The 26,942-nt window shown below is 67.7% G+C and carries 25 protein-coding genes; 18 read left to right on the top strand and 7 right to left on the bottom strand.

The window, feature by feature from the left end; all coding sequences use genetic code 11:
* Window positions 1-132: 132 nt before the first annotated feature.
* Window positions 133-681, bottom strand: a complete 549-nt coding sequence (locus G6N51_RS20885) for a hypothetical protein (protein WP_083174541.1) — start codon at window positions 679-681, stop codon at window positions 133-135.
* Window positions 681-1,262: a VOC family protein gene (locus G6N51_RS20880; protein ID WP_083174543.1), complete on the bottom strand. Its 582-nt coding sequence runs from the start codon at window positions 1,260-1,262 to the stop codon at window positions 681-683. The genes G6N51_RS20885 and G6N51_RS20880 overlap by 1 nt, the downstream gene beginning before the upstream one ends.
* Window positions 1,263-1,374: 112 nt before the next feature.
* Between G6N51_RS20880 and G6N51_RS20875 the strand changes: the two genes are divergently transcribed.
* From G6N51_RS20875 to G6N51_RS20865, 3 genes are all read left to right on the top strand, one after another.
* On the top strand, window positions 1,375-2,508 hold the full coding sequence (locus G6N51_RS20875) for an alpha/beta hydrolase (protein ID WP_083174545.1): 1,134 nt from the start codon (window positions 1,375-1,377) through the stop codon (window positions 2,506-2,508).
* A gap of 103 nt (window positions 2,509-2,611) precedes the next feature.
* Window positions 2,612-4,813 (top strand): acyl-CoA dehydrogenase, encoded by a 2,202-nt coding sequence (locus G6N51_RS20870; RefSeq protein WP_083174547.1) that lies wholly within the window; start codon window positions 2,612-2,614, stop codon window positions 4,811-4,813.
* 951 nt (window positions 4,814-5,764) lie between these two features.
* Window positions 5,765-6,130, top strand: coding sequence for an ATPase (locus G6N51_RS20865; protein WP_083174549.1), 366 nt, complete (start codon window positions 5,765-5,767; stop codon window positions 6,128-6,130).
* 10 nt (window positions 6,131-6,140) lie between these two features.
* Here the strand turns inward: G6N51_RS20865 and fadD2 are convergent, their stop codons facing one another.
* Window positions 6,141-7,820 (bottom strand): long-chain-fatty-acid--CoA ligase FadD2, encoded by a 1,680-nt coding sequence (gene fadD2, locus G6N51_RS20860; RefSeq protein WP_083174551.1) that lies wholly within the window; start codon window positions 7,818-7,820, stop codon window positions 6,141-6,143.
* A gap of 58 nt (window positions 7,821-7,878) precedes the next feature.
* Here fadD2 and G6N51_RS20855 point away from each other — a divergent pair, with 58 nt between their 5' ends.
* A complete protein-coding gene (locus G6N51_RS20855; protein ID WP_083174556.1) occupies window positions 7,879-9,129 on the top strand; it encodes a DNA polymerase domain-containing protein in 1,251 nt (416 codons plus the stop codon).
* 6 nt (window positions 9,130-9,135) lie between these two features.
* Here the strand turns inward: G6N51_RS20855 and G6N51_RS20850 are convergent, their stop codons facing one another.
* Window positions 9,136-10,536, bottom strand: a complete 1,401-nt coding sequence (locus G6N51_RS20850; RefSeq protein ID WP_083174558.1) for an MFS transporter — start codon at window positions 10,534-10,536, stop codon at window positions 9,136-9,138.
* Between the two features lie 129 nt (window positions 10,537-10,665).
* Here G6N51_RS20850 and G6N51_RS20845 point away from each other — a divergent pair, with 129 nt between their 5' ends.
* From G6N51_RS20845 to G6N51_RS20810, 8 genes are all read left to right on the top strand, one after another.
* Window positions 10,666-11,250, top strand: a complete 585-nt coding sequence (locus G6N51_RS20845) for an acyl-CoA-like ligand-binding transcription factor (RefSeq protein WP_083174560.1) — start codon at window positions 10,666-10,668, stop codon at window positions 11,248-11,250.
* Between the two features lie 57 nt (window positions 11,251-11,307).
* Entirely contained in the window at window positions 11,308-12,306 is a 999-nt protein-coding gene (locus tag G6N51_RS20840; RefSeq protein ID WP_083174562.1) for an ABC transporter substrate-binding protein, read from the top strand.
* A 112-nt stretch (window positions 12,307-12,418) separates the two neighbouring features.
* On the top strand, window positions 12,419-13,093 hold the full coding sequence (locus tag G6N51_RS20835) for a 5-oxoprolinase subunit B family protein (RefSeq protein WP_083174564.1): 675 nt from the start codon (window positions 12,419-12,421) through the stop codon (window positions 13,091-13,093).
* A gap of 16 nt (window positions 13,094-13,109) precedes the next feature.
* On the top strand, window positions 13,110-14,027 hold the full coding sequence (locus tag G6N51_RS20830) for a 5-oxoprolinase/urea amidolyase family protein (RefSeq protein ID WP_083174566.1): 918 nt from the start codon (window positions 13,110-13,112) through the stop codon (window positions 14,025-14,027).
* A 322-nt stretch (window positions 14,028-14,349) separates the two neighbouring features.
* Window positions 14,350-15,756, top strand: coding sequence for a nitrate/nitrite transporter (locus G6N51_RS20825; protein ID WP_083174568.1), 1,407 nt, complete (start codon window positions 14,350-14,352; stop codon window positions 15,754-15,756).
* Between the two features lie 77 nt (window positions 15,757-15,833).
* Entirely contained in the window at window positions 15,834-16,985 is a 1,152-nt protein-coding gene (locus G6N51_RS20820; RefSeq protein WP_083174570.1) for a uroporphyrinogen-III synthase, read from the top strand.
* Window positions 16,976-17,755, top strand: coding sequence for a sirohydrochlorin chelatase (locus G6N51_RS20815; RefSeq protein WP_083174572.1), 780 nt, complete (start codon window positions 16,976-16,978; stop codon window positions 17,753-17,755). The genes G6N51_RS20820 and G6N51_RS20815 overlap by 10 nt, the downstream gene beginning before the upstream one ends.
* An 83-nt stretch (window positions 17,756-17,838) precedes the next feature.
* A complete protein-coding gene (locus tag G6N51_RS20810; RefSeq protein WP_083174574.1) occupies window positions 17,839-18,291 on the top strand; it encodes a TetR/AcrR family transcriptional regulator in 453 nt (150 codons plus the stop codon).
* Here the strand turns inward: G6N51_RS20810 and nirD are convergent.
* Both nirD and nirB read right to left on the bottom strand, forming a co-directional pair.
* Window positions 18,288-18,644, bottom strand: a complete 357-nt coding sequence (gene nirD, locus G6N51_RS20805) for a nitrite reductase small subunit NirD (RefSeq protein ID WP_083174576.1) — start codon at window positions 18,642-18,644, stop codon at window positions 18,288-18,290. The genes G6N51_RS20810 and nirD overlap by 4 nt on opposite strands.
* Window positions 18,641-21,220: a nitrite reductase large subunit NirB gene (nirB, locus tag G6N51_RS20800; protein WP_083174578.1), complete on the bottom strand. Its 2,580-nt coding sequence runs from the start codon at window positions 21,218-21,220 to the stop codon at window positions 18,641-18,643. Before nirB ends, nirD begins: the two co-directional genes overlap by 4 nt.
* 227 nt (window positions 21,221-21,447) lie before the next feature.
* On the opposite strand from nirB, the gene G6N51_RS20795 reads away from it, so the two are divergent.
* The 6 genes from G6N51_RS20795 (at window position 21,448) to G6N51_RS28810 (ending at window position 26,261) form a co-directional block, all read left to right on the top strand.
* Window positions 21,448-21,900, top strand: a complete 453-nt coding sequence (locus tag G6N51_RS20795; RefSeq protein WP_083174581.1) for an Hsp20/alpha crystallin family protein — start codon at window positions 21,448-21,450, stop codon at window positions 21,898-21,900.
* A gap of 210 nt (window positions 21,901-22,110) precedes the next feature.
* Window positions 22,111-22,416, top strand: coding sequence for a hypothetical protein (locus tag G6N51_RS20790; RefSeq protein WP_083174583.1), 306 nt, complete (start codon window positions 22,111-22,113; stop codon window positions 22,414-22,416).
* A gap of 90 nt (window positions 22,417-22,506) precedes the next feature.
* Window positions 22,507-23,334, top strand: coding sequence for a hypothetical protein (locus tag G6N51_RS20785; protein ID WP_083174585.1), 828 nt, complete (start codon window positions 22,507-22,509; stop codon window positions 23,332-23,334).
* Window positions 23,335-23,373: 39 nt separating this feature from the next.
* Window positions 23,374-25,290 (top strand): fumarate reductase/succinate dehydrogenase flavoprotein subunit, encoded by a 1,917-nt coding sequence (locus G6N51_RS20780; RefSeq protein ID WP_083174587.1) that lies wholly within the window; start codon window positions 23,374-23,376, stop codon window positions 25,288-25,290.
* A complete protein-coding gene (locus tag G6N51_RS20775; RefSeq protein ID WP_083174589.1) occupies window positions 25,290-26,036 on the top strand; it encodes a succinate dehydrogenase/fumarate reductase iron-sulfur subunit in 747 nt (248 codons plus the stop codon). Before G6N51_RS20780 ends, G6N51_RS20775 begins: the two co-directional genes overlap by 1 nt.
* 69 nt (window positions 26,037-26,105) lie before the next feature.
* A complete protein-coding gene (locus G6N51_RS28810) occupies window positions 26,106-26,261 on the top strand; it encodes a hypothetical protein (protein ID WP_167528597.1) in 156 nt (51 codons plus the stop codon).
* A 6-nt stretch (window positions 26,262-26,267) separates the two neighbouring features.
* Here the strand turns inward: G6N51_RS28810 and G6N51_RS20770 are convergent, their stop codons facing one another.
* Window positions 26,268-26,756 carry a flavin reductase family protein gene (locus tag G6N51_RS20770; protein ID WP_083174591.1) on the bottom strand — a complete coding sequence of 163 codons (489 nt, stop codon included), beginning with the start codon at window positions 26,754-26,756 and terminating at the stop codon, window positions 26,268-26,270.
* Window positions 26,757-26,942: the final 186 nt, after the last annotated feature.

Below are 26,942 nucleotides of genomic sequence, written 5' to 3'. Positions count from 1 at the left end.
ATGACGTGGTTTTGCGAAGATTCGCAATCTCGCGCATTCTGGCGGCGCCGGCGGTAATCTCTTGTCCCCGACCGGGGCCGACCATTCCGTTCCGGCGCCGTATGACGGCTCGCCGGGCCAATGCGTGCCGCCTCAGGGGAAAAGTGGCAGCTGCCAGAGCCGCATGCCGGGGTCCAACAGCCACAACCGCATCATCGTGATCCGTATCAGCCGCTGCGCGCTGAAGATCAGGAACACCGCGAGCGGCACCTCGATCAGCAGCGCGGTGGTCACCGACAGCCAGAAGTCTTTGGGCCCGGCCGTAGTCAGGTCGAACCAGGCGTCGCAGATCAGTAACACCCCCGTGGTGAACGCCGCCGGGACCAGCAGTTGGCGGCGCAGGTAACCGAGCGCCGCCGTCGCCAGCATGAACCCGACCAGGAGAAGGTCGAAGCCCACCCACGTCACGGGCCAGTTGTGGGCAACGTAGTTCTCCGGCAACGTCACCGCGAGATATCCCAGCCAGGGCACCATCGCCATCGAGCCGCCGACCATCAGGCTCAACCGGATGCGCCGCACCCGGACCAGCAGCGCGGGATCGATCAGGTCGCTCACCGGTTGCTCCAGCCGGGAGATGAGCTGCCGTCGCTGCTCGGGGGTGAGCGCCGCGATCTGCGCGTCGGTCAGGATGCGGTCGGTCATCAGCGACCGGCGGCCACCGGAGGGCGGCGATCCGCCGCGGTCTTGGGCACGGCCTGGGCATCGCTTTGGTCGAATTCCTTTATCCAGCAAGCGAATTCGAGCGTAATCCCGTCAGGGTCCTGGAAGTAGAACGAGCGCACGTACACCCCTGGGTGCACCGTGGCCGACACCTGCATCGGGCTCTCGTCGTGGTTGAGCACCGGGCCCACCCGCACGCCCTTCTCCTTGAGGCGCCGGCGGTAGGCGTCGAACTTCTCGGCCGGTACGTGGAAGGCCAGATGGTTCATGGTGCTCACGGCGCTGGTGATGTCGCCGATGCCGGGGATGGCGCCGGGCGACGAGATGCCCGGTACCCGGTCGGGCGCGTCGGCGAACCAGAAGAAGGCGACACAGTCGCCGTTACCGGCGTCGAAGAAGAAGTGCTGGCCCGCGCCGCCGGGCAGGTCGAGCGACTTGATCAACGGCATGCCCAGGGTATTGGTGTAGAAGTCCACGGTGCGGGCCATGTCCGAGCAGACCAGCGCGACGTGGTTGATCCCGCCGAGTTCGAATTCCGTGTTGGTGTTGTGCGGCTTGATCATCGCGCGGCTCCCCTCGGTCCCGGCCGTGGAAATCCTGGCCAAGATGTAATTCCGAATCTAACATCAGCTTCAGTTTTCTTTCGAGACCTCAATCGCCAGCAGGGCCGCTGAAATGACTCTTCACACCGGTGCCGCGGGGGTGGTCCGCGAGTTCGTCGGCCTGCCGTCGCCCACCGCCGGTCGCGCCGGTGCGGGCGGGCACCCCTGCCAGGGGCTCTACCACCGCGGGGTGGGACGCAAGCCCAAGGTGGCGATGATCGCCTCGCATTACCAGATCGACTTCTCCGAGCACTACCTCGCCGACTACATGGCCGCCCGCGGCGTCGGCTTCCTCGGGTGGAACACCAGGTTTCGCGGCTTCGAAAGCAGCTTCCTGCTCGACCACGCACTGGTCGACATCGGGGTCGGGGTGCGCTGGCTGCGCGAAGTGCAGGGAGTGCAAACCGTTGTGTTGCTTGGTAACTCGGGGGGCGGCTCGCTGATGGCCGCGTATCAGTCGCAGGCCGTCGAACCGAACGTCACCCCGCTGGAGGGGATGCGGCCCGCGGCGGGCCTGACCGAGTTGCCCGCCGCCGACGGCTACGTGGCCACCGCCGCCCATCCCGGGCGGCCCGACGTGCTGACGGCCTGGATGGATGCCGCCGTCGTCGACGAAAACGACCCTGTCGCCACCGATGCCGACCTCGACCTGTTCGACGAGCGCAACGGCCCGCCGTACACGCCGGAGTTCCTCGCCCGCTACCGCCGCGCGCAGGCCGCACGCAACCACGCGATCACCGACTGGGCCGAGCGAGAACTCAAACGCGTTCGCGCGGCCGGGTTTTCCGACCGCCCGTTCAGCGTCATGCGCACCTGGGCCGATCCCCGCATGGTCGACGCGAGCATCGAGCCGACCCGGCGTCAGCCGAACATGTGCTATGCCGGCCTCCCGGTCAAGGCCAACCGGTCGGCGCACGGCATCGCGGCGGCCTGCACCCTGCGCAACTGGCTCGGCATGTGGAGCCTGCGGGTGGCGCAGACCCGGGCCGAACCGCACCTGGCCCGGATCAGCTGTCCCGCCCTGGTCATCAACGCCGAGGCCGACACCGGTGTGTTTCCCTCCGACGCCCAACGGATCTTCGCCGCGCTCGCCGCCTCCGACAAGACGCGGGCGTCGGTCGACACCGATCACTACTTCACCACCCCGGGCGCCCGCGGCGAGCAGGCCGACATCATCGCCAGCTGGATCGCCAAGCGCTTCGGCTGAGCGCCTCCACCACCCGGTGACCGCTGTGGTCAACCAACCGACCGGTTGTTAGTTTGGAAGATGCTTGGCCGAGACGGAACCCCAACGCATGGGAAGGCGACCAATGCCGATCGCTATCACTCCTGAGCATCAAGACCTGGCCGATTCGGTGCGGTCGCTGGTGGCGCGCGTCGCGCCGTCCGAGGCGCTGCACGCGGCCATGGAAACGCCGATCGACAATCCTCCGCCGTACTGGCAGGCGGCTGCCGACCAGGGCCTGCAGGGCCTGCACCTGGCCGAATCGGTGGGTGGGCAGGGTTTCGGCATCCTCGAGTTGGCCATCGCGCTGGCCGAGTTCGGCTACGGCGCGGTGCCCGGGCCCTTCGTCCCGTCGGCCATCGCCAGCGCCCTGATCTCCGCCAACGACCCGCACGCGAAGGTGCTGTCCGAGCTGGCGTCCGGTGCCGTCATCGCCGCCTACGCGATGGACTGCTGCGGGCTGACCGCCACCCGCCACGGTGACGCGCTGGTGCTCCGCGGCGAGGTTCGCGCGGTGCCCGCGGCGGCGCAGGCCTCCGTGCTGGTGCTCCCCGTCGCGATCGACAGCGGCGAGGAATGGGTGGTACTGCCCGCCGAGGAGCTCGAGATCGAGCCCGTGAAGAGTCTTGACCCGCTACGCCCGGTCGCCCACGTGCGCGCCAACGCCGTCGAGATCGGCGCCGACGCCGCGTTGGGCAACCTGAGCATGACGATGGCGCACGCGCTGATGACGACGCTGCTGTCCGCCGAGGCGATCGGCGTGGCGCGCTGGGCGACCGACACCGCGTCGCAATACGCCAAGATCCGTGAGCAGTTCGGCCGGCCGATCGGCCAGTTCCAGGCCATCAAGCACAAGTGCGCGGAGATGATCGCCGACACCGAGCGGGCCACCGCCGCGGTGTGGGATGCCGCCCGCGCTATCGACGAGGCGCGCGAAAACGATTGGGACATCACCGATTCCCACATGGAGTTCGCGGCCGCCGTCGCGGCGACGCTGGCACCGGCGGCCGCCCAACGATGCGCGCAGGACTGCATTCAGGTGCATGGCGGGATCGGCTTCACCTGGGAGCACGACACGAACGTGTACTACCGCCGGGCCCTGATGCTGGCCGCCTCCTTCGGCCGCGGCTCGGAATACCCGCAGAAGGTGGTGCGCGCCGCCACCAGCACCGGCCTTCGGGCGGTCGACATCGACCTGGACCCGGACACCGAGAAGTTGCGGGACGAGATACGGGCCGAGGTCGGCGCCCTCAAGGCGATGGAGCGCGAGCAGCGCAAGGTCGCCATCGCCGAGGGCGGCTGGACGCTGCCGTATCTGCCGAAACCGTGGGGCCGCGCCGCCGGCCCGATCGAGCAGATCATCATCGCCCAGGAGTTCACCGCCGGCCGGGTCAAACGCCCGCAGATGGGCATCGCGACGTGGATCATCCCGTCGATCGTCGCCTTCGGGACCGAGGAGCAAAAACAGCGGTTCCTGCCGCCGACCTTCCGCGGCGAGATGATCTGGTGTCAGCTGTTCTCCGAGCCGGGCGCCGGATCGGACCTGGCCGGGCTGAGCACCAAGGCGACCCGGACGGACGGCGGCTGGCGCATCACCGGCCAGAAGATCTGGACCACGGCGGCGCAACTCTCCCACTGGGGCGCGCTGCTGGCGAGAACGGACCCGAACGCACCGAAACACAACGGCATCACCTACTTCCTGCTGGACATGCGCAGCGAGGGCGTCGAGGTGAAGCCGCTGCGCGAGCTCACCGGGAACGCGATGTTCAACACCGTCTACATCGACGACGTGTTCGTGCCCGACGAATGCGTGCTCGGCGATGTGAACCGGGGGTGGGAGGTCAGCCGCAACACCCTTACCGCGGAACGGGTTTCGATCGGCAGCAGCGAGGCGAACTTCCTGGCCACGCTCGCGCAGTTCGTCGACTTCGTTCGCGACGGCCAGTTCGACCCGGTCGCACGACACCGGGCCGGTCAGTTGATCGCGGAGGGCCACGCCGCCAAGGTGCTGAACCTGCGCTCGACCTTGTTGACGCTGGCCGGCGGCGATGCCATGCCGTCGGCGGCCATCTCCAAGCTGCTCTCGATGCGCACCGGGCAGGGGTACGCCGAATTCGCGGTGTCCTCGTTCGGCACCGACGCCGCCATCGGCGACACCAGCCAGCCGCCCGGCAAGTGGGGCGAATACCTGCTGGCGAGCCGCGCCACAACCATCTACGGAGGGACCTCCGAGGTGCAGTTGAACATCATCGCCGAGAGGCTGCTCGGGCTTCCTCGCGATCCTTAACCGCCGGTTGGCGATTTCACCCCTGGAGAGGGCCATGCCGACCTGAGGGGTGGTCAGGCCGGCATGGGTTCCCCCCCATCCCGTGGGTTGGTCAGCCTACTGTGGATCGGCACGTCGAAGCTGACCAGCTATCACGGGGGGCTGGTTCACCACCACCAGTTCCACCAGTGGCCCGGGGCCCAGAATCCGCGGTTCACCCAACCGGGACCACGGTGCCCCCCGTTCCATCCGTGGCCTCCGCCCCATCCATGACCCCCTCCTGGACGGTCGGGAAGGATTCCGGGTCCGCCGAGCGCGCCCTGCGGGCCGGTGGTGGTGAAGCTGATGCCGGGACCTGGTGCCGGGGCCGCCTGCGCAACGGGGCCGGCGCCGAACAGCAGCGCTGCGGCCACGGCTGAAGCAGCGGCCGCGCCACGCAACGATCGTGCAGAGATCATCTTCGCGAGGCTCCTTCCAGACCTGATGCCGACAAACAGAACGTTAGCCAGAAGTTTCCCGGCAAACAACGAAACTACACCGAAATTGCGCTGTGAATTTTGTAACAACTGCGCATGCCATTTAGGCGGCCGATTCATTTTTCACGTTTACTGATTTCCAAATTCCCGGGAAATAGCGAATACTGACGTGACAATAAGGCGGATAACAGCAGTTCGACCGGTATCTACTGAGATACTGGCTTCCGCAGTCGCGTATTAGCATACTGACTGAATTGCGTACCGCTCCATGCCCGGTGATTCCGTCCGCCGACGGAAATGCACGAGCCCAATTAGTGGGTTATCCAGCTACCACCAATGATTTGCTGCAGAAAGCCGCTGCCGGCGGGCCCGCCACGGCGCCGGGCGGCCGGCGGCCCGGCGACGCGACTTACGCCGTCGTCGGTGGAAGAATCAGTATCGACACACTCGAGCGCTGATTTGCTGATTGGCCACTCATCGGAGGACGACCGCCACAGTGAACTTCAACCCCAGCCAGATCGGACCCCGCGCCGGAACGTTCCGGGGTCCCGCGCCGTCCGCCGCGCCGGCGGGAGACGCCGCGCCGACCGAGCGCCTCACCGGGCTCGCGCAGCAGGCCGCCCCGCGGATGGTCGGCCAGCCGGCGCCGAACCAGGCGGGACGGGTTCAGCGGACGCGGCGCACCGTCGACCTGCCGGCGGCCACCCACCGGGCCCTGGACATCTGGCAGCGGGAGGCGGCCGACCGCCTGGGAGTCGCCCGGGTGACCGGACAAGAGGTGCTCACCGCGCTCATCGACCAGCTCCTGGTCGACCCCAAGCTCGCGGCCCAGATCACCCGCGCCATCAAAGACCGGCGCTGACCCCCGGCAGCTAGTCGACCTCCATCTCGCGCAGCTCGCGCTTGAGGATCTTGCCCGTCGGGTTGCGCGGCAGCTCCTCGAGGAAGACCACCTCGCGCGGCACCTTGTAGCGCGCCAGGTGGTCGCGGACGTAGTGCTTGATGGTGTCCTCGTCGACGCCGGAGCCGTCCTTCTTCACCACGAAGGCGCGCAGCCGGTGGCCCCATTCCTTGTCCTCGACGCCGATCGCGGTCGCCTCGACCACCTCGGGGTGCCCGCTGATCAGGTCCTCGACCTCCGCGGGGAACACGTTCTCGCCGCCGGAGACGATCATCTCGTCGTCGCGGCCGCTGACATAGAGCAGGCCGTGCTCGTCGAAGTAGCCGACGTCGCCGGAGGACATCAGGCCGTCGATGATCTGCTTGTGTCCGCCGCCGGTGTAGCCCTCGAACGGGAAGGCGTTGCCCACGAAGATCCGCCCGACCTCGCCCTGCGGCCGCTCCTTGCCGTTGTCGTCGAGGATCTTGACCTTGACGCCCTTGACCACCGGGCCGACCGTGGCCGCGTTGCGTTCCAGGTCCTGCGGTCCGGCGATGGTCGCGAACGCGATCTCGGTCGAGCCGTACATGTTGTAGATGACCGGGCCCAGGTCCTTCAACGCGCGGCTGGCCAGCTCGGCCCCCAGCTGCGAGCCCGAGATGAAGACGATCCTCAGGCTGGACAGATCCGGCTTCTTGTCCATCTTTTCGACCGCGTCGAGGATCCGCGACAGCATCACCGGCACCACCACCATGGCGGTCACCTTGTGCTTCTCGATGTCCTCGAGCACCAGCGGCGGCTTGAATTTGCGCCGCAGCACCAGGGTGGAGCCCAGGAACATCGCGATGGTGCCGTGCAGAAAACCCAGCGCGTGGAACATCGGTGCGGGCAGCGAGGTCACCTCGTTGGCCTTGAACGGCACGTGCGACAGGATGCCCCCGATGGGCGCCAGCGTCGGTGGGGTGCTGCGGTTCGCGCCCTTGGGGGTGCCGGTGGTGCCGCTGGTCAGGATGATGATCGACGAGTGCTTGCTCGCCTTCGGGGCGGGCGACTTGCTGCTGCGCTCGATCAGGTCGGCCAGCGTCTCGTCCTTGCTGCCCGACGGCTCGTCGGCGTCCGGGTTGGTGCCCAGGGCGCGCAGGAAGCCCAGTTCCGGCTCGGCCTTGCTGACCGCCTTGGTGTACTCGTCGTCGTAGATGATCAGCTTCGCGCCCTCGCGCTCGGCCACCTCCTTGATCTGCGGCCCGGAGAACTCGCTGTTGAGCAGGATGATGCGGGCCCCGACCCGGGCGGCCCCGAAGTAGGCGATGAGGAACCAGCGCGTGTTGCGCGCCAGGATGGCCACGCCGTCGCCACCCTTGACGCCCATCTCGTGCAGGCCGTTCGCCACCGCGTGGGCGGCGTCGTCGAGTTCTTTGAAGGTGAACTCGCCCTCTTCGTCGATGCAGGCGGCGCGGTCGGGGTGGCGCCTGGCGTTCAGCGACGGCAGCATGCCGAACTCGCCCCACTTGTAGATGTCGGTGGCCATCGCGGCGTAGTTCTGCGGCGGTTCGAGCCGGAAGGCGCCCGCTTCGAAGATCTTGCGCACGTAGTGCAATTCGGCTGAGCCGCGCTCCAGGTATTGCTGGACCTTGGCAACCGCCTGCCCGGGCAGGCCGATCAGATTAGGCATGGATCCACCCTATGTGACGTCCGTCGCATTCCGAGGGGTATGTACCCACCGACTTACGATGATGAACATGGGTCCGGTTTCGCTGGAGGTGGCCGGGCGTCAGGTCACGATCACCCACCCGGACAAGGTGGTGTTCGACGCTCACGGCGGCACGGGCCCGCACACCAAACTCGACCTGGTCCGCTACTACCTGTCGGTGGCCGAGGGTGCGCTGCGCGGCGTGGCCGGGCGGCCGATGATCCTGAAGCGCTTCGTCAAGGGCATCTCCGAGGAAGCAATATTCCAGAAGCGCGCGCCCAAGAACCGGCCCGACTGGGTGGACGTCGCCGAACTGCACTACGCGCGGGGCACTTCGGCCGCGGAGGCCGTCATCCACGACGCCCCCGGGCTGGCATGGGCGGTCAACCTTGGCTGCGTGGACCTCAACCCACACCCGGTGCTGGCCGGCGACCTCGACCACCCCGACGAACTGCGGGTCGACCTCGACCCGATGCCCGGAGTCTCCTGGCGGCGGATCGTCGACGTGGCGCTGGTGGCCCGCGAGGTGCTGGAGGACTACGGCCTGACCCCGTGGCCGAAGACGTCGGGGTCGCGCGGTTTCCACATCTACGCCCGGATCGCACCCCGCTGGGAATTCCGGCAGGTGCGGCTGGCCGCCCAGACCGTGGCCCGCGAGGTCGAGCGGCGGATGCCCGACGCGGCGACCAGCCGCTGGTGGAAGGAAGAGCGCGAAGGGGTGTTCGTCGACTTCAACCAGAACGCCAAGGACCGCACCGTCGCGTCGGCGTACTCGGTGCGGGCGACGCCGGACGCCCGGGTGTCGACGCCGCTGTTGTGGGACGAGGTCACCGATCGCCTCCCCGAGGAGTTCACCATCGACACCGTGCCCGCCCGGTTCGCCGCCATGGGTGACCCGTGGGCGGGGATGGACGACGCGGTCGGTGAGCTCGACCGGCTGCTGGTGCTGGGCGAGGAGATGGGGCCCCCGGAGCGGGCGCCGAAGGGATCCGGCACGGCCGACGGCCGGCGCCGGTCGGCGAAGCCCCTCATCGAGATCGCCCGCACCAAGACCAAGGACGAGGCGCTGGCCGCGCTGGACACCTGGCGCGGCCGCCACCCGGACGCCGCTCGCCTGCTGCAACCGGTCGACGTCCTGGTCGACGGCATGCGCGGGCCGAGTTCGATCTGGTACCGGATCCGGATCAACCTGCAGCACGTGCCGGCGGGTCAACGACCGCCGCAGGAAGAGCTGATCGCCGACTACAGCCCCTGGGAAGGGTACGGGGGCAGGCAGAGGCCGTCGCGCTGAAGGCGGCTACACCCCGACCCGCGCGACGGCGCCCTTCTTGCGCAGGTAGCAGTACCAGGTGACCACCAGCAGGGCGAGGAAGAACCCGACGTAGAACCGCAGCGCGGGTTCGATGGTGCCGAACTGCGACTTCGACCAGGCGTACGCCAGCGGCACGATGAAACCGCCGAAGGCGCCGACCGACGAGATCACGCCCAGCGCGCCCGCCGCCTGGCGGCGCATGTGCACCATGGTGTCCGGGTCCCCGCCCGCGAGCTCCCCCTTGATCACGAAGATCCTAGAGATCATCCGGTAGGTCGAGCCATTGCCGACGCCCGTCGCGACGAACAGGAACATGAAGCTGGCGAAGAACACCGGCAGGTTCTTGGCGTTGACCGACCACAATGCCGCCGCCGCGCCCACGGCCAGCATGACGAAGCTGACGGCGGTGATCCGGGCGCCACCGATCCGGTCGGCCAGCTTGCCACCCAGCGGTCGGATCACCGAGCCGATGCCCGCGCCGAGGAATGCCCAGGTCAACGCGATGTCGCCGCGGCCGAACACCGTCTTGAGCAGGGTCGGGAAGGCCGCCGAGTAGCCGATGAACGATCCGAACGTGCCGATGTAGAGCAGCGACATGACCCAGGTGTCGGGATGCCGCAGCGATTGCAGGACGGGCTTCACGTCCGCCTTCGCCTCGGAGAGGTTGTTCATGAATGCGAACGCGCACACCGCGGCCACCACGGCCAGCGGGATGTAGAAGAGGCCGGCGCGCGACAGCGCCACCGCGCCGCCGGCGACGACGATCGGCGGGATGATCTTCTGCACCACCGCCACGCCGATGTTGCCCCCGGCCGCATTCAGGCCCAGCGCCCAGCCTTTGTCCTTCTCCGGGTAGAAGAACGAGATGTTGGCCATCGACGAGGCGAAGTTGCCGCCGCCGAAGCCGGCGGTGGCGGCGATCGCCACCAGGACGCCGAACGAGATGCCGGGATGGCTGACCGCCCAGGCCAGCAGCACGCACGGGATCAGCAGCAGCGCCGCCGAGATGGTCGTCCAGTTGCGGCCGCCGAAGATCGGCACCGCGAAGGTGTAGGGCAGGCGCAGGAAGGCGCCGACCCCGCTGGGGACGGCGACCAGGCACAGCGCCTGGCTGGCGGTCAGCGCCCAACCGGACGCGGACGGATGCCCATGGGAACCGGCGGTCATCTGGACCACCACGATGCTCCACAACATCCACACGCTGAACCCGACGTGCTCGGCGAAGATCGAGAAGATCAGGTTGCGCCGAGCGATCGGCTTGCCGGTCGTCGCCCAGAACGCCGGGTCTTCGGGCCGCCAGTCGTCGATCCAGTGCCCGCCCCGGCGGGGCGGGCTCGGGGGCGCAAGGACCGGGGCGGTCGACTCTGGCGTGGTCGTCGTAGTCACGCCCCGACGTTAGGAAGGTACTGTTACCGGTCTGCGTGGGCGCAGTTACGTCGGCGATACGTGGATCTCGCAGCCGACGTTCGCCGCTTGTCAGAACTTTTCGGCCCCCGAGTGCGGGAGAATTGCCGCATGCCGGCGACTGACCAGCCCCTGGGGCTGCGCGAACGCAAGAAGATCAAGACCCGCCATGCCCTGCGCCGCGAGGCGTTCCGCCTGTTCGACGCGAACGGCTACGCCGCCACCACGGTCGAACAGATCGCCGATGCCGCCGAGGTGTCCCCCAGCACGTTCTTCCGCTACTTCGGATCCAAGGAGGCGCTGCTGCTGGCAGACGACCTCGATCCGCTGATATTGGCGGCGTTCGACGCCCAGCCGCCCGAGCTGTCACCCAGCCAGGCCATCCGTCGCGCGTACGCGAGCACGATGGCCGGCCTGTCGCCCGAGCAGCTGGAATTCGAGAACACCCGCCAGCGGCTGATCTTCTCGATCCCCGAGCTCAAGGCCGCTCTCTACGACGAGTACCACCGCACCGTGAACGTCATGGCCGAGGCGATCGGTCGTCGAATCGGCCGTCCCGCAGACGATTTCGAGGTCAGGGTGTTCGTCGGCGCGATGGTCGGCGCCATGATGACGGCGTACGACAGCGCACCGAAAACGTCCGAAACCATCTACCGGGCCCTGGACTTCCTGGATGCCGGCATGCCGCTGGGCTGAACGCGGCAACCGCGCGGCGACCGGCGTTGCGGGCCCGGAACGCGATAATCTCACGCGATGCGACAGGGTTGGAATCGACGGGGATTCTTGCAGCTCGCAGGGGCTGCGGCGGCCGCCGCGGCCGCCGCGGGTCCGACGGCGTGCTCGTCAGGTAAACCGTCGTCGGATACCGGCGGCGGCAAATCGGTGACGATCAACCACCTGTTCGGTAAGACCGTCATCAAGGAACCGCCCAAGCGCGTGGTCAGCGCCGGTTACACCGAGCAGGACGACCTGCTCGCGGTCGGCGTCGTGCCGATCGCGGTGACCAACTGGTTCGGTGATCAGCCGTTCGCGGTGTGGCCATGGGCCCAACCCAAGCTCGGCGGGGCGCAGCCGGTGGTGTTGAACCTCGACAACGGGATTCCGGTGGACCAGATCGCGGGCCTCAAACCCGACCTGATCGTGGCCACCAACGCCGGGGTGGACGCCGACACCTATCAGAAGCTCTCCGCGATCGCCCCAACCGTGCCGCAGTCGGACGGCGACGCCTTCTTCGAGCCCTGGAAGGAACAGGCCACCATCATCGGCCAGGCGGTGTTCCAGGCCGACCAGATGAAGTCGTTGATCGACGCCGTCGACCAGAAATTCACCGCCGTCGGCAAGGAGCACCCCAACTGGACCGGCAAGAAGGCGTTGCTGATGCAGGGCACGCTGTGGCAGGGCACCGTGGTGGCGACCATCGCGGGCTGGCGCACGGACTTCCTCAACCAGATGGGGTTGGTGATCGCCGACAGCATCAAGCCTTTCGGCAGCGACCACCGCGCTGTCATCCCCCGCGATCACGTCAAAGAGGTGCTCGACTCCGCCGACGTGGTCATCTGGACAACCGAGAGCCCCGACGACCAGAAGGCGTTGCTCGCCGACCCCGACGTCGCGGCCGCACAGGCGACCGCGCAGAACCGGCACATCTTCACCACCAAGGAGCAGGCCGGCGCGATCGCCTTCTCCTCACCGCTGAGCTACCCGTTGGTGGCCGACCAGCTGCCCCCGCAACTCAGCAAAATCCTCGGCTAGATCCCGACCGCGCCGGTCGCGTTTGAGCGTTTGCTAAGGCAGCTCTGGCAGTGTTCGAAAATCCCTCGCCCGCCCCTCGCCGGGCCCGCGTTGGGGAGGTTACCGTCGAGTAATGAGCGTGACGGACCTTACCGACAACGTGTCCAAGGACCTGCCGACGGAGCTGGTCGGCAACACGGTCCTGGACTTCGGCGACAGCGCGCTGATGCTGCAATGCGGCAGCACCGCCGAGGTTTTGGCGTGGGCGGCGCAGTTACGCACCGCGGCGTTGCCGGGCGTCCTCGACGTCGTGCCGGCCGCCCGCACGGTTCTGGTCAAGCTCGACGGCCCGCGTTTTCAGGGGGTGGTCCGTCAACGACTGCGCAAGATGCGGGTCACCACCGAGGAGGCCGCCGCTTCCGGTCGCCGTGCCGATGTGGTCATCGACGTCGTCTACGACGGCCCCGACCTCGCCGAGGTCGCCGGCCACACCGGGCTGAGCGTCGCGCAGGTGATCGACGCCCACACCAGTTCGCTGTGGCGGGTCGGGTTCAGCGGCTTCGCCCCGGGTTTCGCGTATCTGGTCGACGGCGACGCGCGGCTGAGGGTGCCCCGCCACCCGGAGCCGCGCACCTCGGTGCCCGCCGGCTCCGTCGGTCTGGCCGGCGAATTCAGCGCGATCTATCCGCGCCAGTCCCCGGGCGGTTGGCAACTGATCGGCCGCACCGACGCGGTGCTGTGGGACCTCGAACGGCCCGAGCCGGCGCTACTCACGCAGGGCATGTGGGTTCAGTTCCGGGCCGTCTGAGCTAAAGGAGATCGCCGTGGCAACCCTGGAGATCCTTCGCACCGGACCGCTCGCCGTCGTCCAGGACCTCGGCCGTCCGGGACTGGCCCACCTCGGCGTGACTCGATCCGGGGCCGCCGACCGTCGCGCGCACCAGCTGGCCAACCGGCTGGTGGCCAACCCCGATGACCGCGCCACCGTCGAGGTGACGTTCGGCGGTCTCGCGGCCCGCGTGCGGGGCGGCGACGTCGACATCGCGGTCACGGGGGCCGACACCGACCCGACCGTCGACGGAAAAAAGTTCGGCACCAACAGCATTCAGCATGTCCGCGACGGGCAGGTGATCGCGTTGGGTACGCCCCGCGCCGGGCTGCGGACCTATCTGGCGGTGCGCGGCGGTATCGGCGTGGCGCCCGTGCTGGGCTCGCGCAGTTACGACGTGATGTCGGCCATCGGGCCGGCACCGCTGCGGGCGGGAGATCAGCTCCCCGTCGGCGCGCACACCCCGGACTACCCCGAACTGGACCAGGCCCCGGTGGCGGCGATCACCGCACATGTCGTGGAGCTGGCCGTGGTGCCCGGGCCCCGTGACGATTGGTTCGTCGACCCCGATGCCCTGGTGCACAACGACTGGGTGGCATCCGATCGCAGCGACCGCGTGGGAATGCGATTGGTGGGCCGCCCCCTGCAGCACCGCTACCCGGACCGCCAGCTACCCAGCGAGGGCACAACCAGGGGGGCAATTCAGGTGCCGCCCAACGGTTTACCGGTGATATTGGGGCCCGACCATCCGCTGACCGGCGGTTACCCGGTGATAGGCGTGGTGGTCGACGAGGACATCGACAAGGTCGCCCAGGTGCGCCCCGGCCAGGCGGTGCGCCTGCACTGGTCACGCCCCAGGGTCCTGGTGGGTGCCCAGCCGGGGGCCGACGTTGTGGGCCGGCCGTTTTCCTGACCGAAATGTATTCCAGCTCACATAAAGCCGCGCGTTGACTGCGAATCACGGTAACTGGGTGGCCATTTCACCGATCCGGGGCCTACAGGAATTTACCAGATAACTGGTAATCAACTTACAGGCGTTTCGGGCCCGATCGAGTTGACCCGTTCCCGTCCCAAATGTGAGCATCGAAATACACGGCGGGGCAATGCCTCTCTATTCGGGCGCCCAGATTTCCTCCCGCTGCGGGCTCCCAGCCGAATTCGCCCGAGGGGCAACGGGAACGCGCACTGCGCCGTGCCGTTTTCCCGCATCGCAGTCGACGAAAGGTGACGATCGGATGGCCCGCAATCACCGCATCTCGGACTGGAATCCGGAAGACACGGTGGCCTGGGAATCCGGCAACAAGAGGATCGCCCGCCGCAATCTGCTCTGGATCATCGCGTGTGATCACATCGCCTTTGGTGTCTGGACCCTGTTCCCGGTGATGGCGCTGTTCATGCCGCAGGATGCGTACGGCTTTTCCGCGGCCGACAAGTTCCTGCTGGGTGCCACCTCCACCTTGGTCGCGGCATGCCTTCGCATCCCCTACTCACTGGGCATCGCCACCTTCGGCGGGCGCAACTGGACGGTCTTCTCGGTCTTGGTGTTGCTTGTGCCCACCGCCGGCACGATCTGGCTGCTGGCCCACCCCGGCCTCCCGCTGTGGCCGTATCTGGTCTGCGCGGCACTCACCGGAATGGGCGGCGCCAATTACGCCGCGTCGATGACCAACACCAACTTCTTCTACCCGCACAGGCGCAAGGGCTTCGCGCTGGGCTTCAACGCCGGCGCCGGGAACCTTGGGGTGCCGATGATCCAGCTGGTGGGGCTGCTGGTTATCGCCACGGCCGGCCACCGCCAACCGTATTGGGTGTGCGGCCTCTACCTGCTGCTGCTGACGGTCGTCGCCGTGGGCGCGAGTCACTACATGGACAACCTCGAACACGCCACCTACGACGTCAGCCACCTGCGGTCGATCCTGTTCGAACGCGACACCTGGGTGCTCGCGATGCTGTACTTGGGCACCTTCGGCTCCTGGATCGGGTTCTCGTTCGCATTCGGCCAGGTGCTGCAAATCAACTTCGTCGGCACCGGCCAGAGCCACGCTCAGGCCTCGTTGCACGCCGCCGAATTCGCGTTCATCGGTCCGGCGCTCGGGTCGGTGGCCCGCATCTATGGCGGGAGACTGGCCGACCGAGTCGGCGGCAGCCGCGTCACCCTGGCAATCCTGGCCGCCATGGGGCTCGTCACCGCGTTCCTCGTCGCCATCAGCACCCACGACGACCGGACACCCGGCCTGACCACCGCGGCCACCATGGTCGGGTACGTCTGCGGATTCATGGTCCTGTTCATCCTGGCAGGGCTGGGCAACGGGTCGGTGTACAAGATGATTCCGTCTGTGTTCGAGGCGCGTAGCCACCGGCTCGAACTGCCGGAAGCGGACCGCCTGCGCTGGTCGCAAGCCACCTCGGGAGCGGTGATCGGATTCGTGGCCGCGTTCGGAGCGCTCGGCGGCGTGGGCATCAACCTGGCACTTCGCCAGTCCTACCTCAGCACCGGCACGGACACATCGGCGTTTTGGGCCTTCTTGGCCTTCTACGTCTCCGCCGCCATCATGACCTGGGCGCGGTATGTGCGTCGGCCCAGGTCGATGGACGCGAGCCTGTCGGGTCGGCAGGCGCACTCCGAGCCCGCCCGCGTGTGAGCGCGCCCTTATGGTGGGCAATGCGTAAGCAATTGCCAGGTAACGCAACGGAAATCTGGTAGGCATACACAGGTGATATGGGCCAGCCCGACACCCTGCCACTGACGGGTTACCGCATCGCGGTCACGTCGGCCCGGCGGTCCGAGGAGCTGTGCGCGCTGCTCAGCCGCCAGGGCGCCGAGGTATGCAGCGCGCCCGCGATCAACATGATCGCGCTGCCCGACGACGACGAACTGCACCGTAACACCGAAGCGTTGATCGCCGAGCCCCCAGACATCCTGGTAGCGCACACCGGCATCGGCTTCCGCGGGTGGCTGGCCGCGGCCGAGGGGTGGAGCCTGGTCAATCCGCTTCTCAAGGCGCTGTCGTCGGCCCGCATCGTCTCACGCGGGCCGAAGGCGACCGGCGCGCTGCGCGCCGCCGGCCTGCACGAGGAGTGGTCCCCGGAGTCCGAGTCATCGCAGGAAGTGCTGGAATACCTGCTCAAGTCGGGAGTGGCCGGGCTGCGGGTGGCGGTCCAGCTGCACGGCGCCGCCGACGCGTGGGACCCCTTCCCGGAATTCCTCGGGGGGTTGCGTCTGGCGGGCGCCGAGGTGGTACCCGTCCGCGTATACCGCTGGAAACCAACGCCATTGGGCGGCACCTTCGATCAGCTCGTGACCGGCATCGCGGGACGCCAGTTCGATGCGGTCACCTTCACGTCGGCGCCGGCGGCCGCGGCGGTGCTCGAGCGCAGCCGCGAGCTGGACGTCGAGGACCAACTGCTGAGCGCGCTGCGCGGCGAGGTGCACGCGATGTGCGTCGGCCCGGTGACCTCCAAGCCCTTGATCCGAAAGGGTGTGCCGACGTCGTCGCCGGAGCGAATGCGGTTGGGCGCCTTGGCCCGTCACGTCGCAGAGGAGCTGCCGCTGCTGGGTTCATGCACGGTGCGCGCCGCCGGCCACACGGTCGACATCCGCGGCACGTGCGTGCTGGTGGACGGTTCGATCAAGGTGCTGTCGCCGTCCGGCATGGGGATACTGCGCGCGCTCGCGAAGCGTCCCGGCGATGTCGTCGCCCGAGGTGACCTGTTGCGTGCGCTCCCCGGTAACAGCAACGACCCGCACGCCGTCGACACGGCCGTGCTGCGGCTGCGAACGGCTTTGGGGGACAAGAACATCATCGCGACCGTGGTCAAGCGCGGCTACCGCCTCGCGACCGAGCAACGAGCGGATACGTCATGGCGCTGATCCTGGTCGCGCACGGCACCCGCCGGCCGGAGGGTGTGGCGATGGTCGAAGGGCTTGCCGCGCAGGCGAGTTCGCTGACCGGGCGCCCGGTGGAGGTCGCCTTTGTCGACGTGTTGGGCCCCACCCCCAGCGAGGTGCTGGCGCGGGCGAAGACCACCGGCCGGCCCGCCATCGTGCTGCCCGCGTTCCTGTCGCGCGGCTACCACGTCCGCGCCGACCTGCCGGCCCACGTCGAGCTCAGCGGACACCCCAACGTGATCGTCACGCCGGCCCTGGGCCCGAGCGGCCAGGTCGCCCGCCTCGTCGGCGATCAGCTGATCAAATGTGGTTGGCGTCCCGGCGATTCGGTGATTCTTGCGGCCGCGGGAACATCGGATGCCAGGGCACGCACCGACCTGCACACCACCGCGACGCTCGTCTCGGCGCTGACCGGGTCGCGGGTCAGCCTGGCGTTCGCGGCCATCGGGGATCCGCAGTTGCCCGAAGCGGTCGACGAGGCGCGGCGCCATGCGCGCCGCACCAACGCGCGCGTCGTGGTTGCCTCCTACCTGCTGGCCGACGGCCTGTTCCAGCAGGGGCTGCGCGCCTGCGGCGCCGACCTGGTCAGCGAGCCCCTGGGCACCCATCCCGGTTTGACCCGCCTGATCGCCAATCGATTCCGGCGAGCCATGCCGCCGGTACTCGCACCCACCGCGCGGCACGCTTCGCGCCGATCAAGCGTGCAGCGGTTGGTCCATGGCCGCGTCATGCGCCCGAATTCGGCGGCCTGAGCGGGCCGAAAGCGCCGACCGGTGGGGCGCGCCGACGCCCCGCGACGCTTGATCTTTGCCCTGATACCGGCGATCCTGGCACCATGCCCCGTCGCGAAGAGCCGTCGCGTGGGCTCCTCGACCCGGTCGCCAAGATGCTGCGGTTGCCGTTCGGCACACCGGAATTCATCGACCGGATCGTGACCGGCGGGGCCAACCAGGTGGGCCGTCAGACACTGCGCATGTTGATCACCACGTGGGATGCCGCCGGCGGCGGCCCCTTCGCGGCGAGCGCGATCGCCTCGACCGGGATGGCCAAGACCGCCGAAACCGTGCAGAGCATGTTCGTCGGCCCGGTTTTCGGCCCGCTGCTCAAGCTTCTGGGGGCCGACAAGGCCGCCACCCGCGCCTCGCTGTGCGCCTCGCAACTGGTGGGCCTGGGCATCATGCGCTACGGCATCCGCTCCGAGCCACTGCATTCGATGTCCGTCGACGCGATCGTCGACGCGATCGGTCCGACGATGCAGCGCTACCTCGTCGGCGACATCACCCGCTAGGTGGCGATCCGGCCGACCTGGACGAGGCCGTCGGCGGTGACGCGGGCCGGATAGACCGGCACCGAGAAGTTCGGATCGTCCAGGCATTCACCGTCTTCCAGTGAGAAGGCCTGCTTGAGGATCGGCGACTGAACCGTCACCCGGCCGCCGCGGTCTCCCACGATCCCGCGCGAGAGCACCGCCGCCCCGGAGAACGGGTCGACGTTGCCCACCGCGTAGACCGAGCCGTCGTCGAGCCGGAACAACGCCGCCTGGGACCCGTCGTCGAGCAGCACGCCGACCCCCCGGCCCGGGATCAGGCGGTCGTATTCGCAGGCCGTCGTCCACACCGCAATGTCGTTGAGAAGTGTCATGATTTCTCTCCAGCTCCCGTACGGATCTTCGGCATGCCAATGGACACGGGGATTTTGCGCCCGGCATGCTCGGTGAATTCCACGGTCGAATCGACTTCGTCAGGGGCGTTGACGAACGAGACGAACCGCGACAGCTTGTCCGGGTCGTCGAGCACGCCCTTCCATTCACACTTGTAATTGCGCACGTGCCGCTCCATTGCGGCCTCGAATTCTTCGGCCAGGCCCAGCGAGTCCTCGCACACGACCTCGCGCACGTGATCGAGGCCGCCCTCGAGCGAATCCACCCAGGGCGCCGTCCGCTGCAGCCGGTCGGCGGTCCGGATGTAGTACATGACGAACCGGTCGACGTAGCGGACCAGCGTCTCGGTGTCCAGGTCGCTGGCCAACAGCTGGGCGTGCTTGGGCGTCATGCCGCCGTTGCCCCCGACGTAGAGGTTCCAGCCCTTTTCGGTGGCGATGACGCCGACGTCCTTCGAGCGCGCTTCGGCGCACTCGCGCGCACACCCCGAAACCCCCATCTTGATCTTGTGCGGAGCCCGCAGGCCGCGGTAACGCAGCTCCAGATCGATGGCCAGCTGCACCGAATCCTGCTGACCATAGCGGCACCAGTCGGTACCCACGCAGCTCTTCACGGTGCGCAGCGCTTTGCCGTACGCGTGGCCGGACTCCATACCGCCGTCGACCAGCCGTCGCCAGATCTCCGGCAACTGGTCCACCCGGGCGCCGAACATGTCGATCCGCTGGCCGCCGGTGATCTTGGTGTAGAGCCCGAAGTCCTGCGCAATCTGGCCGATCAGGATCAGGTGTTCGGGCTTGATGTCACCGCCGGGCACCCGCGGCACCACCGAGTAGCTGCCGTTCTTCTGGATGTTGGCCAGGAAGTGGTCGTTGGAATCCTGCAGCGAGGCCTGCTCGCCTTCGAGGATGTGGTCCGAGCCGGTGGAGGCGAGGATCGACGCGACCACGGGTTTGCAGATGTCGCAACCCTTTCCGCGGCCGAATCGCTCCAGCAGGCCGGAGAACGTCCGGATCTCGGTGGCCGAGATGATCTCGAAGAGCTCCGCGCGCGACTGGCTGAAGTGCTCGCACAGCGCCTTGGACTGTTCCACGCCCTCGGCTTCCAGCAGCTGCTTGAGCAGGGGCACACACGATCCGCACGAAGTTCCGGCCGCGGTGCACGACTTGAGCGAGGGCACGTCGGCGCAGCCGTCGGCGATCGCACACTTCAGGTCGCCCTTGGTGACGTTGTTGCACGAGCAGATCTGCGCGGAATCGGGCAGTGCGCCGATTCCCAGTGCCGGCCCGTCGCCGGAGACCGGGGCGATCAGCGCGAGCGGATCCCCCGGCAGCTCGCTGCCGACCATGGGCCGCAGCACCCCGTACGACGAGGCGTCACCCACCAGGACGCCGCCGAGCAGGGTCTTCGCGTCGTCGGACAGCACCAGCTTGGCGTAGGTCTTCTTGACCGCGTCGTTGATGGCGACCTCGAGGCAGTTCTCGGTCACCCCCATCGCGTCGCCGAAGCTGGCGACGTCGACGCCGAGCAGCTTGAGCTTGGTCGACAGGTCCGCTTCGCCGAACTCCGCGGCACCGTCGAGCAGGCGGTCGGCCACCACCTCGGCGGAGGTGTAACCGGGCCCCACCAGGCCGTAGCACCGGCCACCGATCGCGGCCACCTCACCGACCGCGTAGATGTTCGGATCGCTTGTGCGGCAGGCCAAGTCGGTGAGCACACCGCCGCGCTCGGCGAGCTCGAGGCCCGCGGCCCTGGCCAGCTCGTCACGGGGCCGGATGCCGGCCGCGAAGATGACCAGCCCGGCGTCGATGACCTCGCCGTCGGTCAGGCGCACCCGCACCGACGACACCCCGTCCGAATGGTCGACCGCTTCGATCGACTCCGTGCCGGTGCCCACGTGCACGGCGATGCCCAGGTCGCCGACCATCTTGGCCAGCAACGCGCCGCCGCCCTCGTCGATCTGCTGGGCCATCAAGCGCGGCATCATCTCGACGACGTGCGTCTGCAACCCGAACTGGCGCAGCGCGTTAGCGGCCTCCAGACCCAGCAGGCCACCGCCGATCACCACGCCCGCCGGGGTGCGACCCGCCTCCACCGTGCGCTGCGCGTCGGCCCGGATGGCGTCGAGGTCGTCGAGCGTGCGGTACACGTGGCACGCCGCCAGGTCGTGGCCGGGCACCGGCGGGACGAACGCGTAGGAGCCGGTGGCCAACACCAACGTGTCGTAGCCGTGCCGCTGCCCATCGGCCGTGACAACCGACTTCGCTGCCCGGTCGATCTCGGTCACGCGAGCGTTCAACACCAACCGAACGCGCTCGTCACCCGCGTAGTCGTTGCCCGGCAGCGCCAGCAGTTTGCGGTCCCAGCTTTCGGTGTACGAGGTCAGCCCGACGCGGTCATAAGCCGCGTCGGCCTCCTCGGCGAAAACCGTGATGCGCCACAACCCCTCGGTGTCGCGCGCCCGGAGCGCCTCGATCAGCCGATGCCCCACCATGCCGTGCCCGACTACAACGATGTGACGGCTCGCACAGTGCGCGCGCGAAATCCCGTCTGCAGACATGGCTTTGAGGTTAGCGGCTGGAAATTACCGCGATTTCGCCCAATGTGACGGTCCTATGACGAGGATCTCACAACTCACAGGGAGCACTGTGAATATTCGTTCGCCCAGGGCGAACGCCTAGGTGGAACTTTAGCGTGGTCGACTCATGTTTCACCTTACAGCCGGCCGTAAGGGCGCCGGACACAGCAAATCCACAACAAAGCTCAAGGAAGCACAAGGAGACCCCCATGAGTAACCCCGCATTGTGGTCGCGACCGGCCTGGGACACCGACCGGTGGTTGCGCGACTTCTTCGGCCCCGCCGCCGCGGCGGACTGGTACAAGCCGGCTACCAGCGGTGCAAACCCCGCTTTCAATCCGGCCTGCGAAATCGTCAAGGACGGCGACGACGCGGTCGTGCGCGTCGAGCTGCCCGGCGTTGACGTCGAGAAGGACGTCAACGTAGAAGTCGACCGTGGCCGTCTCGTGATCCACGGCGAACGCCGCGACGAGCACGCCGAGGAGAAGGACGGGCGCACCCTGCGTGAGGTCCGGTACGGAACCTTCCACCGGTCGTTCCAGCTGCCGGCCCACGTCACCGGCGACGCCATCACGGCCTCCTACGACGCCGGGGTGCTGACGGTGCGGGTCGCCGGCGCATACGCCGGAAGCCAGGCGAAGCGCATCGAGATCACCAGATAAGAGGTGGACAACGATCCGGCGGGGCCAGGTGCCCCGCCGGATTCGCTTGCCGTGCAGTCGCTCTCGCTCCAGACCGGAACCCGCCGCGCGGCCAAGCCGGTGTGGCGCGGTGGACATAAGGAAGCGAGTCGCCTGACGTCGGGCTGTGCCGTGGCTAGTATCGGGGGCGTACTGTGATCCGTAACACCGCCCGCGCCCTAGGAGTTTCCGTTGACGCCCCCTACCGGCACTGCTGAACTCGCCGAACTGCACGACTTGATCGGGGGCCTGCGGCGGTGCGTGGGCTCCCTGAAGAGCCGCTACGGTGACAGCCCGGCGATGCGGCGCATCGTCATCGACGCCGACCGGATCCTGTCCGACGTCGAATTGCTGGACACCGACGTGTCCGAGCTGGACCTGGCGCGCGCCACCGTGCAGCAGTCCGGCGAGAAGATCGTCATCCCCGACACCCAGTACGACAGCGAGTTCTGGCGCGATGTCGACGACGAGGGTGTCGGCGGTCACAGCAGGTCCTGACGACAGGTCCTGACAACGAAGCCCCCCGGAGACGAGGGGGTGCTCTCTGTGTACCCTTCGACCAACAGCCCGTTCGAAGAGGAACACTAGATGAGCGCACCCACGGCGAACCGTCCTGCGTCAGGTGTCTTTTCACCTGCGCGCGCCCGCATCCCGCAACGGACCCTACGCACCGACCGGTGGTGGATGTCGCCGCTGCGGATCGACCTGGGTTTCGCCGCGTTCCTCATCTACGCGACGTTCCGCGCGTTCCAGCAGAACTACTTCTTCGTCCCGCAGTACCACTACCTGACGCCGTTCTACTCGCCCTGCGTGAGCACGGCCTGCGGGGAGGCCCACGACTTCTGGCCGCAGATCCTGCCGAACGTGTGGTGGCTGCCGTACGCGGCACTGACGCTGCCGTTCCTGCTGCTGTTCCGGCTGACGTGCTACTACTACCGCGGGGCTTACTACCGCACGGTGTGGCAGTCGCCCAGCGCCTGCGCCGTCGCCGAACCGCGCGTCCACTACACCGGCGAGACCAGGTTCCCGCTGATCGTCCAGAACAGCCACCGGTACTTCTTCTACATCGCCGGCATCATCTCGGTGATCAACACCTACGACGCGATCATCGGATTCCACTCCGATTCCGGCCCGCACGGCTTCGGGTTCGGCCTGGGCAACCTGATCATGGTGGGCAACGTCGTCATGCTGTGGGTCTACACGCTGTCCTGCCACTCGTGCCGGCACGTGACCGGCGGGCGGCTCAAGCACTTCTCCAAGCACCCGGTGCGGTACTGGATCTGGACCCAGGTCAGCCACATCAACACGCGGCACAAGATGTACGCCTGGATAACGCTGGGCACCCTGATGCTTACCGACTTCTACATCGCCCTGGTGGCCAGCGGCACCATCAGCGACCTGAGATTTGTTGGCTGAAAAGCCATTCGAAGAACAACTTAGCTAGCGAGGATTTTCATGGTTGAGGTCGAGCGGCATGCCTACGACGTAGTCGTCATCGGTGCCGGCGGCGCCGGGCTGCGCGCGGTCATCGAAGCGCGGGAACGCGGCCTCAAGGTCGCGGTGGTGTGCAAGTCGCTGTTCGGCAAGGCCCACACGGTGATGGCCGAGGGCGGATGCGCCGCGTCGATGGGCAACACCAACCCGAAGGACAACTGGCAGACTCACTTCGGCGACACCATGAGGGGTGGGAAGTTCCTCAACAACTGGCGGATGGCCGAGCTGCACGCCAAGGAGGCACCCGACCGCGTCTGGGAGCTGGAAACCTATGGCGCGCTGTTCGATCGCCTCAAAGACGGCAAGATCAGCCAGCGCAACTTCGGCGGGCACACCTATCCGCGGCTGGCGCACGTCGGTGACCGCACGGGCCTGGAACTGATCCGCACCATGCAGCAGAAGATCGTCTCGCTGCAGCAGGAGGACTACGCCGAACTCGGCGACTACGAGGCGCGCATCAAGGTGTTCGCCGAGTGCACCATCACCGAGTTGCTCAAGGACGGTGACGCGATCGCCGGGGCCTTCGGCTACTGGCGCCAGACGGGACAGTTCGTCGTGTTCGAGGCGCCCGCGGTGGTGCTGGCCACCGGCGGCATCGGCAAGTCGTTCAAGGTCACCTCGAACTCCTGGGAGTACACCGGCGACGGGCACGCCTTGGCCCTGCGGGCCGGCGCGTCGCTGATCAACATGGAATTCGTCCAGTTCCACCCGACCGGCATGGTGTGGCCCCCCAGCGTGAAGGGGATCCTGGTCACCGAGGGCGTCCGCGGTGACGGCGGGGTGCTGAAGAACTCCGACGGCAAGCGGTTCATGTTCGACTACATCCCGCCGGTGTTCAAAGGCCAGTACGCGGAGACCGAACAAGAGGCCGACCAGTGGCTCAAGGACAACGACTCGGCCCGTCGCACCCCGGACCTGCTGCCCCGCGATGAGGTCGCCCGCGCGATCAACTCCGAGGTCAAGGCCGGCCGGGGCAGCCCGCACGGCGGCGTGTTCCTCGACATCGCGTCCCGGTTGACGCCCGAGGAGATCAAGCGGCGACTGCCGTCGATGTACCACCAGTTCAAGGAGCTGGCCGGGGTCGACATCACCAAGGAGCCCATGGAAGTCGGGCCCACCTGTCACTACGTGATGGGCGGTGTCGAGGTCGACGCCGACACCGGTGCGGCCACGGTGCCCGGGCTGTTCGCCGCGGGTGAGTGCTCCGGCGGCATGCACGGGTCCAACCGGCTGGGCGGCAACTCACTGTCGGACCTGCTGGTCTTCGGCCGGCGGGCCGGCCTGGGCGCGGCCGACTACGTGCGGGCGCTGAGCAGCCGCCCGACGATCTCGGCGGAGACCGTCGAGACCGCGTCGAAGCGGGCGCTGTCCCCCTTCGAGGGACCGACCGACGGAGCCCCGGCGGAGAACCCCTACACGCTGCAGCTCGAACTGCAGCAGTCGATGAACGACCTGGTGGGCATCATCCGCAAGGCGGACGAGGTCTCCGAGGCCCTCTCCCGGCTGGACAAGCTCCGCGAGCGGTTCAAGAACATGCACGTCGAGGGCGGGCGCGAGTACAACCCCGGCTGGAACCTGGCCATCGACCTGCGCAACATGCTGTTGGTCAGCGAGTGCGTCGCCAAGGCCGCGCTGGAGCGCACCGAAAGCCGCGGCGGCCACACCCGCGACGACCACCCGTCGATGGATTCGGGCTGGCGCAAGGTGCTGCTGGTCTGCCAGGCCGCCGGCGGCGACGAGGTGATTCCCGACATCAGCATCACCCGCAAGGACCAGGTGCCGATGCGACCGGATCTGCTGGAGCTCTTCGAGATCTCCGAGCTGGAGAAGTACTACACCGAAGACGAGCTGGCCGAGCATCCAGGACGGAGAGGCTAATGACCTACGACGCGACCATGCGTGTGTGGCGCGGTGACGATGCCAGCGGCGCGCTGCAGGACTTCACGGTGGAGGTCAACGAGGGCGAGGTGGTGCTCGACATCATCCATCGGCTGCAACAGACGCAGGCCCCCGACCTCGCGGTGCGGTGGAATTGCAAGGCCGGCAAGTGCGGCTCCTGCTCGGCGGAGATCAACGGGACGCCGCGGCTGCTGTGCATGACCCGGATGTCCACCTTCGCCGAGGACGAGGTGGTGACGGTGACGCCGCTGCGGACGTTCCCGGTGATCCGGGACCTGGTCACCGACGTCTCCTTCAACTACGAGAAGGCACGCGAAATCCCCTCCTTCACGCCGCCGAAGGATCTGCAACCGGGCGAGTACCGGATGGCGCAGGCCGACGTGCAGCGCTCGCAGGAGTTCCGCAAGTGCATCGAGTGCTTCCTGTGCCAGAACGTGTGCCACGTGATCCGCGACCACGAGGAGAACAAGAAGGCGTTCGCCGGGCCGCGCTTCCTGATGCGCATCGCCGAGCTCGAGATGCACCCGCTGGACACGCTGGACCGGCGCAACCAGGCCCAAGAGGAGCACGGCCTGGGCTACTGCAACATCACCAAGTGCTGCACCGAAGTCTGCCCGGAGAACATCAAGATCACCGACAACGCGCTGATCCCGATGAAAGAGCGGGTCGCCGACCGCAAGTACGACCCCGTGGTGTGGCTGGGCAACAAGCTGTTCCGGCGCTGAGGCGTTAGCCCACCCGGGGCGGCGGGTATCCGCATATCAACCCAAACTCCGAAAGGCAGCGTGGGAGATATGCGAGAAACCACCAGCATCAACGAAATTCGAACCGCGATACGCGAGTTGTCCCTGCGCGCCGATCTCGCGCGCAAGGAAGGCCGCCCCGACGACGCCGCCGAGATCGAACAGCGGATAGCGGGCTTCCGGGCGGAACTCAGCCGCCGACCCTAGCCGGGCTCAGGCGCCGAGGCGCCGGAACATGCTGCGGTGAAACACGATCGGTGCGACGTCGGCATCGATGGTTACCTCGATGACCCGCAGTACCACGATGGTGTGATCCCCCGCCGGGATCAGTTGCTCGACCGCGCTCTCCAGCCAGAGCGCGGTGCCCTTGATGAACACCGCCCCGCTCTGCCTGGATTCCGTCTGGAGACCGGCGAACCTGTCGCCGGTCTTGGCGGCCAGGGTTCGGGCCGCCTCGTCGTGGGCCTCGCCGAGCACGCTGATTCCCAGCATGGGCAGGTCTTTGAGCTTCGGCCATGTCGTCGACGTGTTCTGCACACAGAACGACACCAGCGGCGGATCCAGGGAGACCGGGACAAAGGTGCTGGCCGCCAGGCCTTCCCGGGTGCCCTGGACCTCGGCGGCGATGGCCACCACCCCCGAGGGGAAATGGCCGAAGGCCTCACGGAGTGTGGAGGGTGTCAGGTTCTTGTTCGAGTTCACCGGAATTCATTCGCCCCTTGAGCCGAGAACGGGATTCTCGTCCCCGACCCTACCTGCCGAATACCCGTGCGCCGAAGCCACATCGGGGTGTGCGCGCAACCTGCTCTTCCAGGCGTTGCGGCCCTTGCCGGAGAAGATCGGAGCCGAGGGGTCGGCCGGTGCGCGGCGGGGCGCAGCCCGTCCCAC

It is taken from the genome of Mycobacterium paraseoulense, from assembly GCF_010731655.1.
Lineage (GTDB): Bacteria > Actinomycetota > Actinomycetes > Mycobacteriales > Mycobacteriaceae > Mycobacterium > Mycobacterium paraseoulense.
This window is presented reverse-complemented; position numbering and strand designations above follow the sequence as displayed.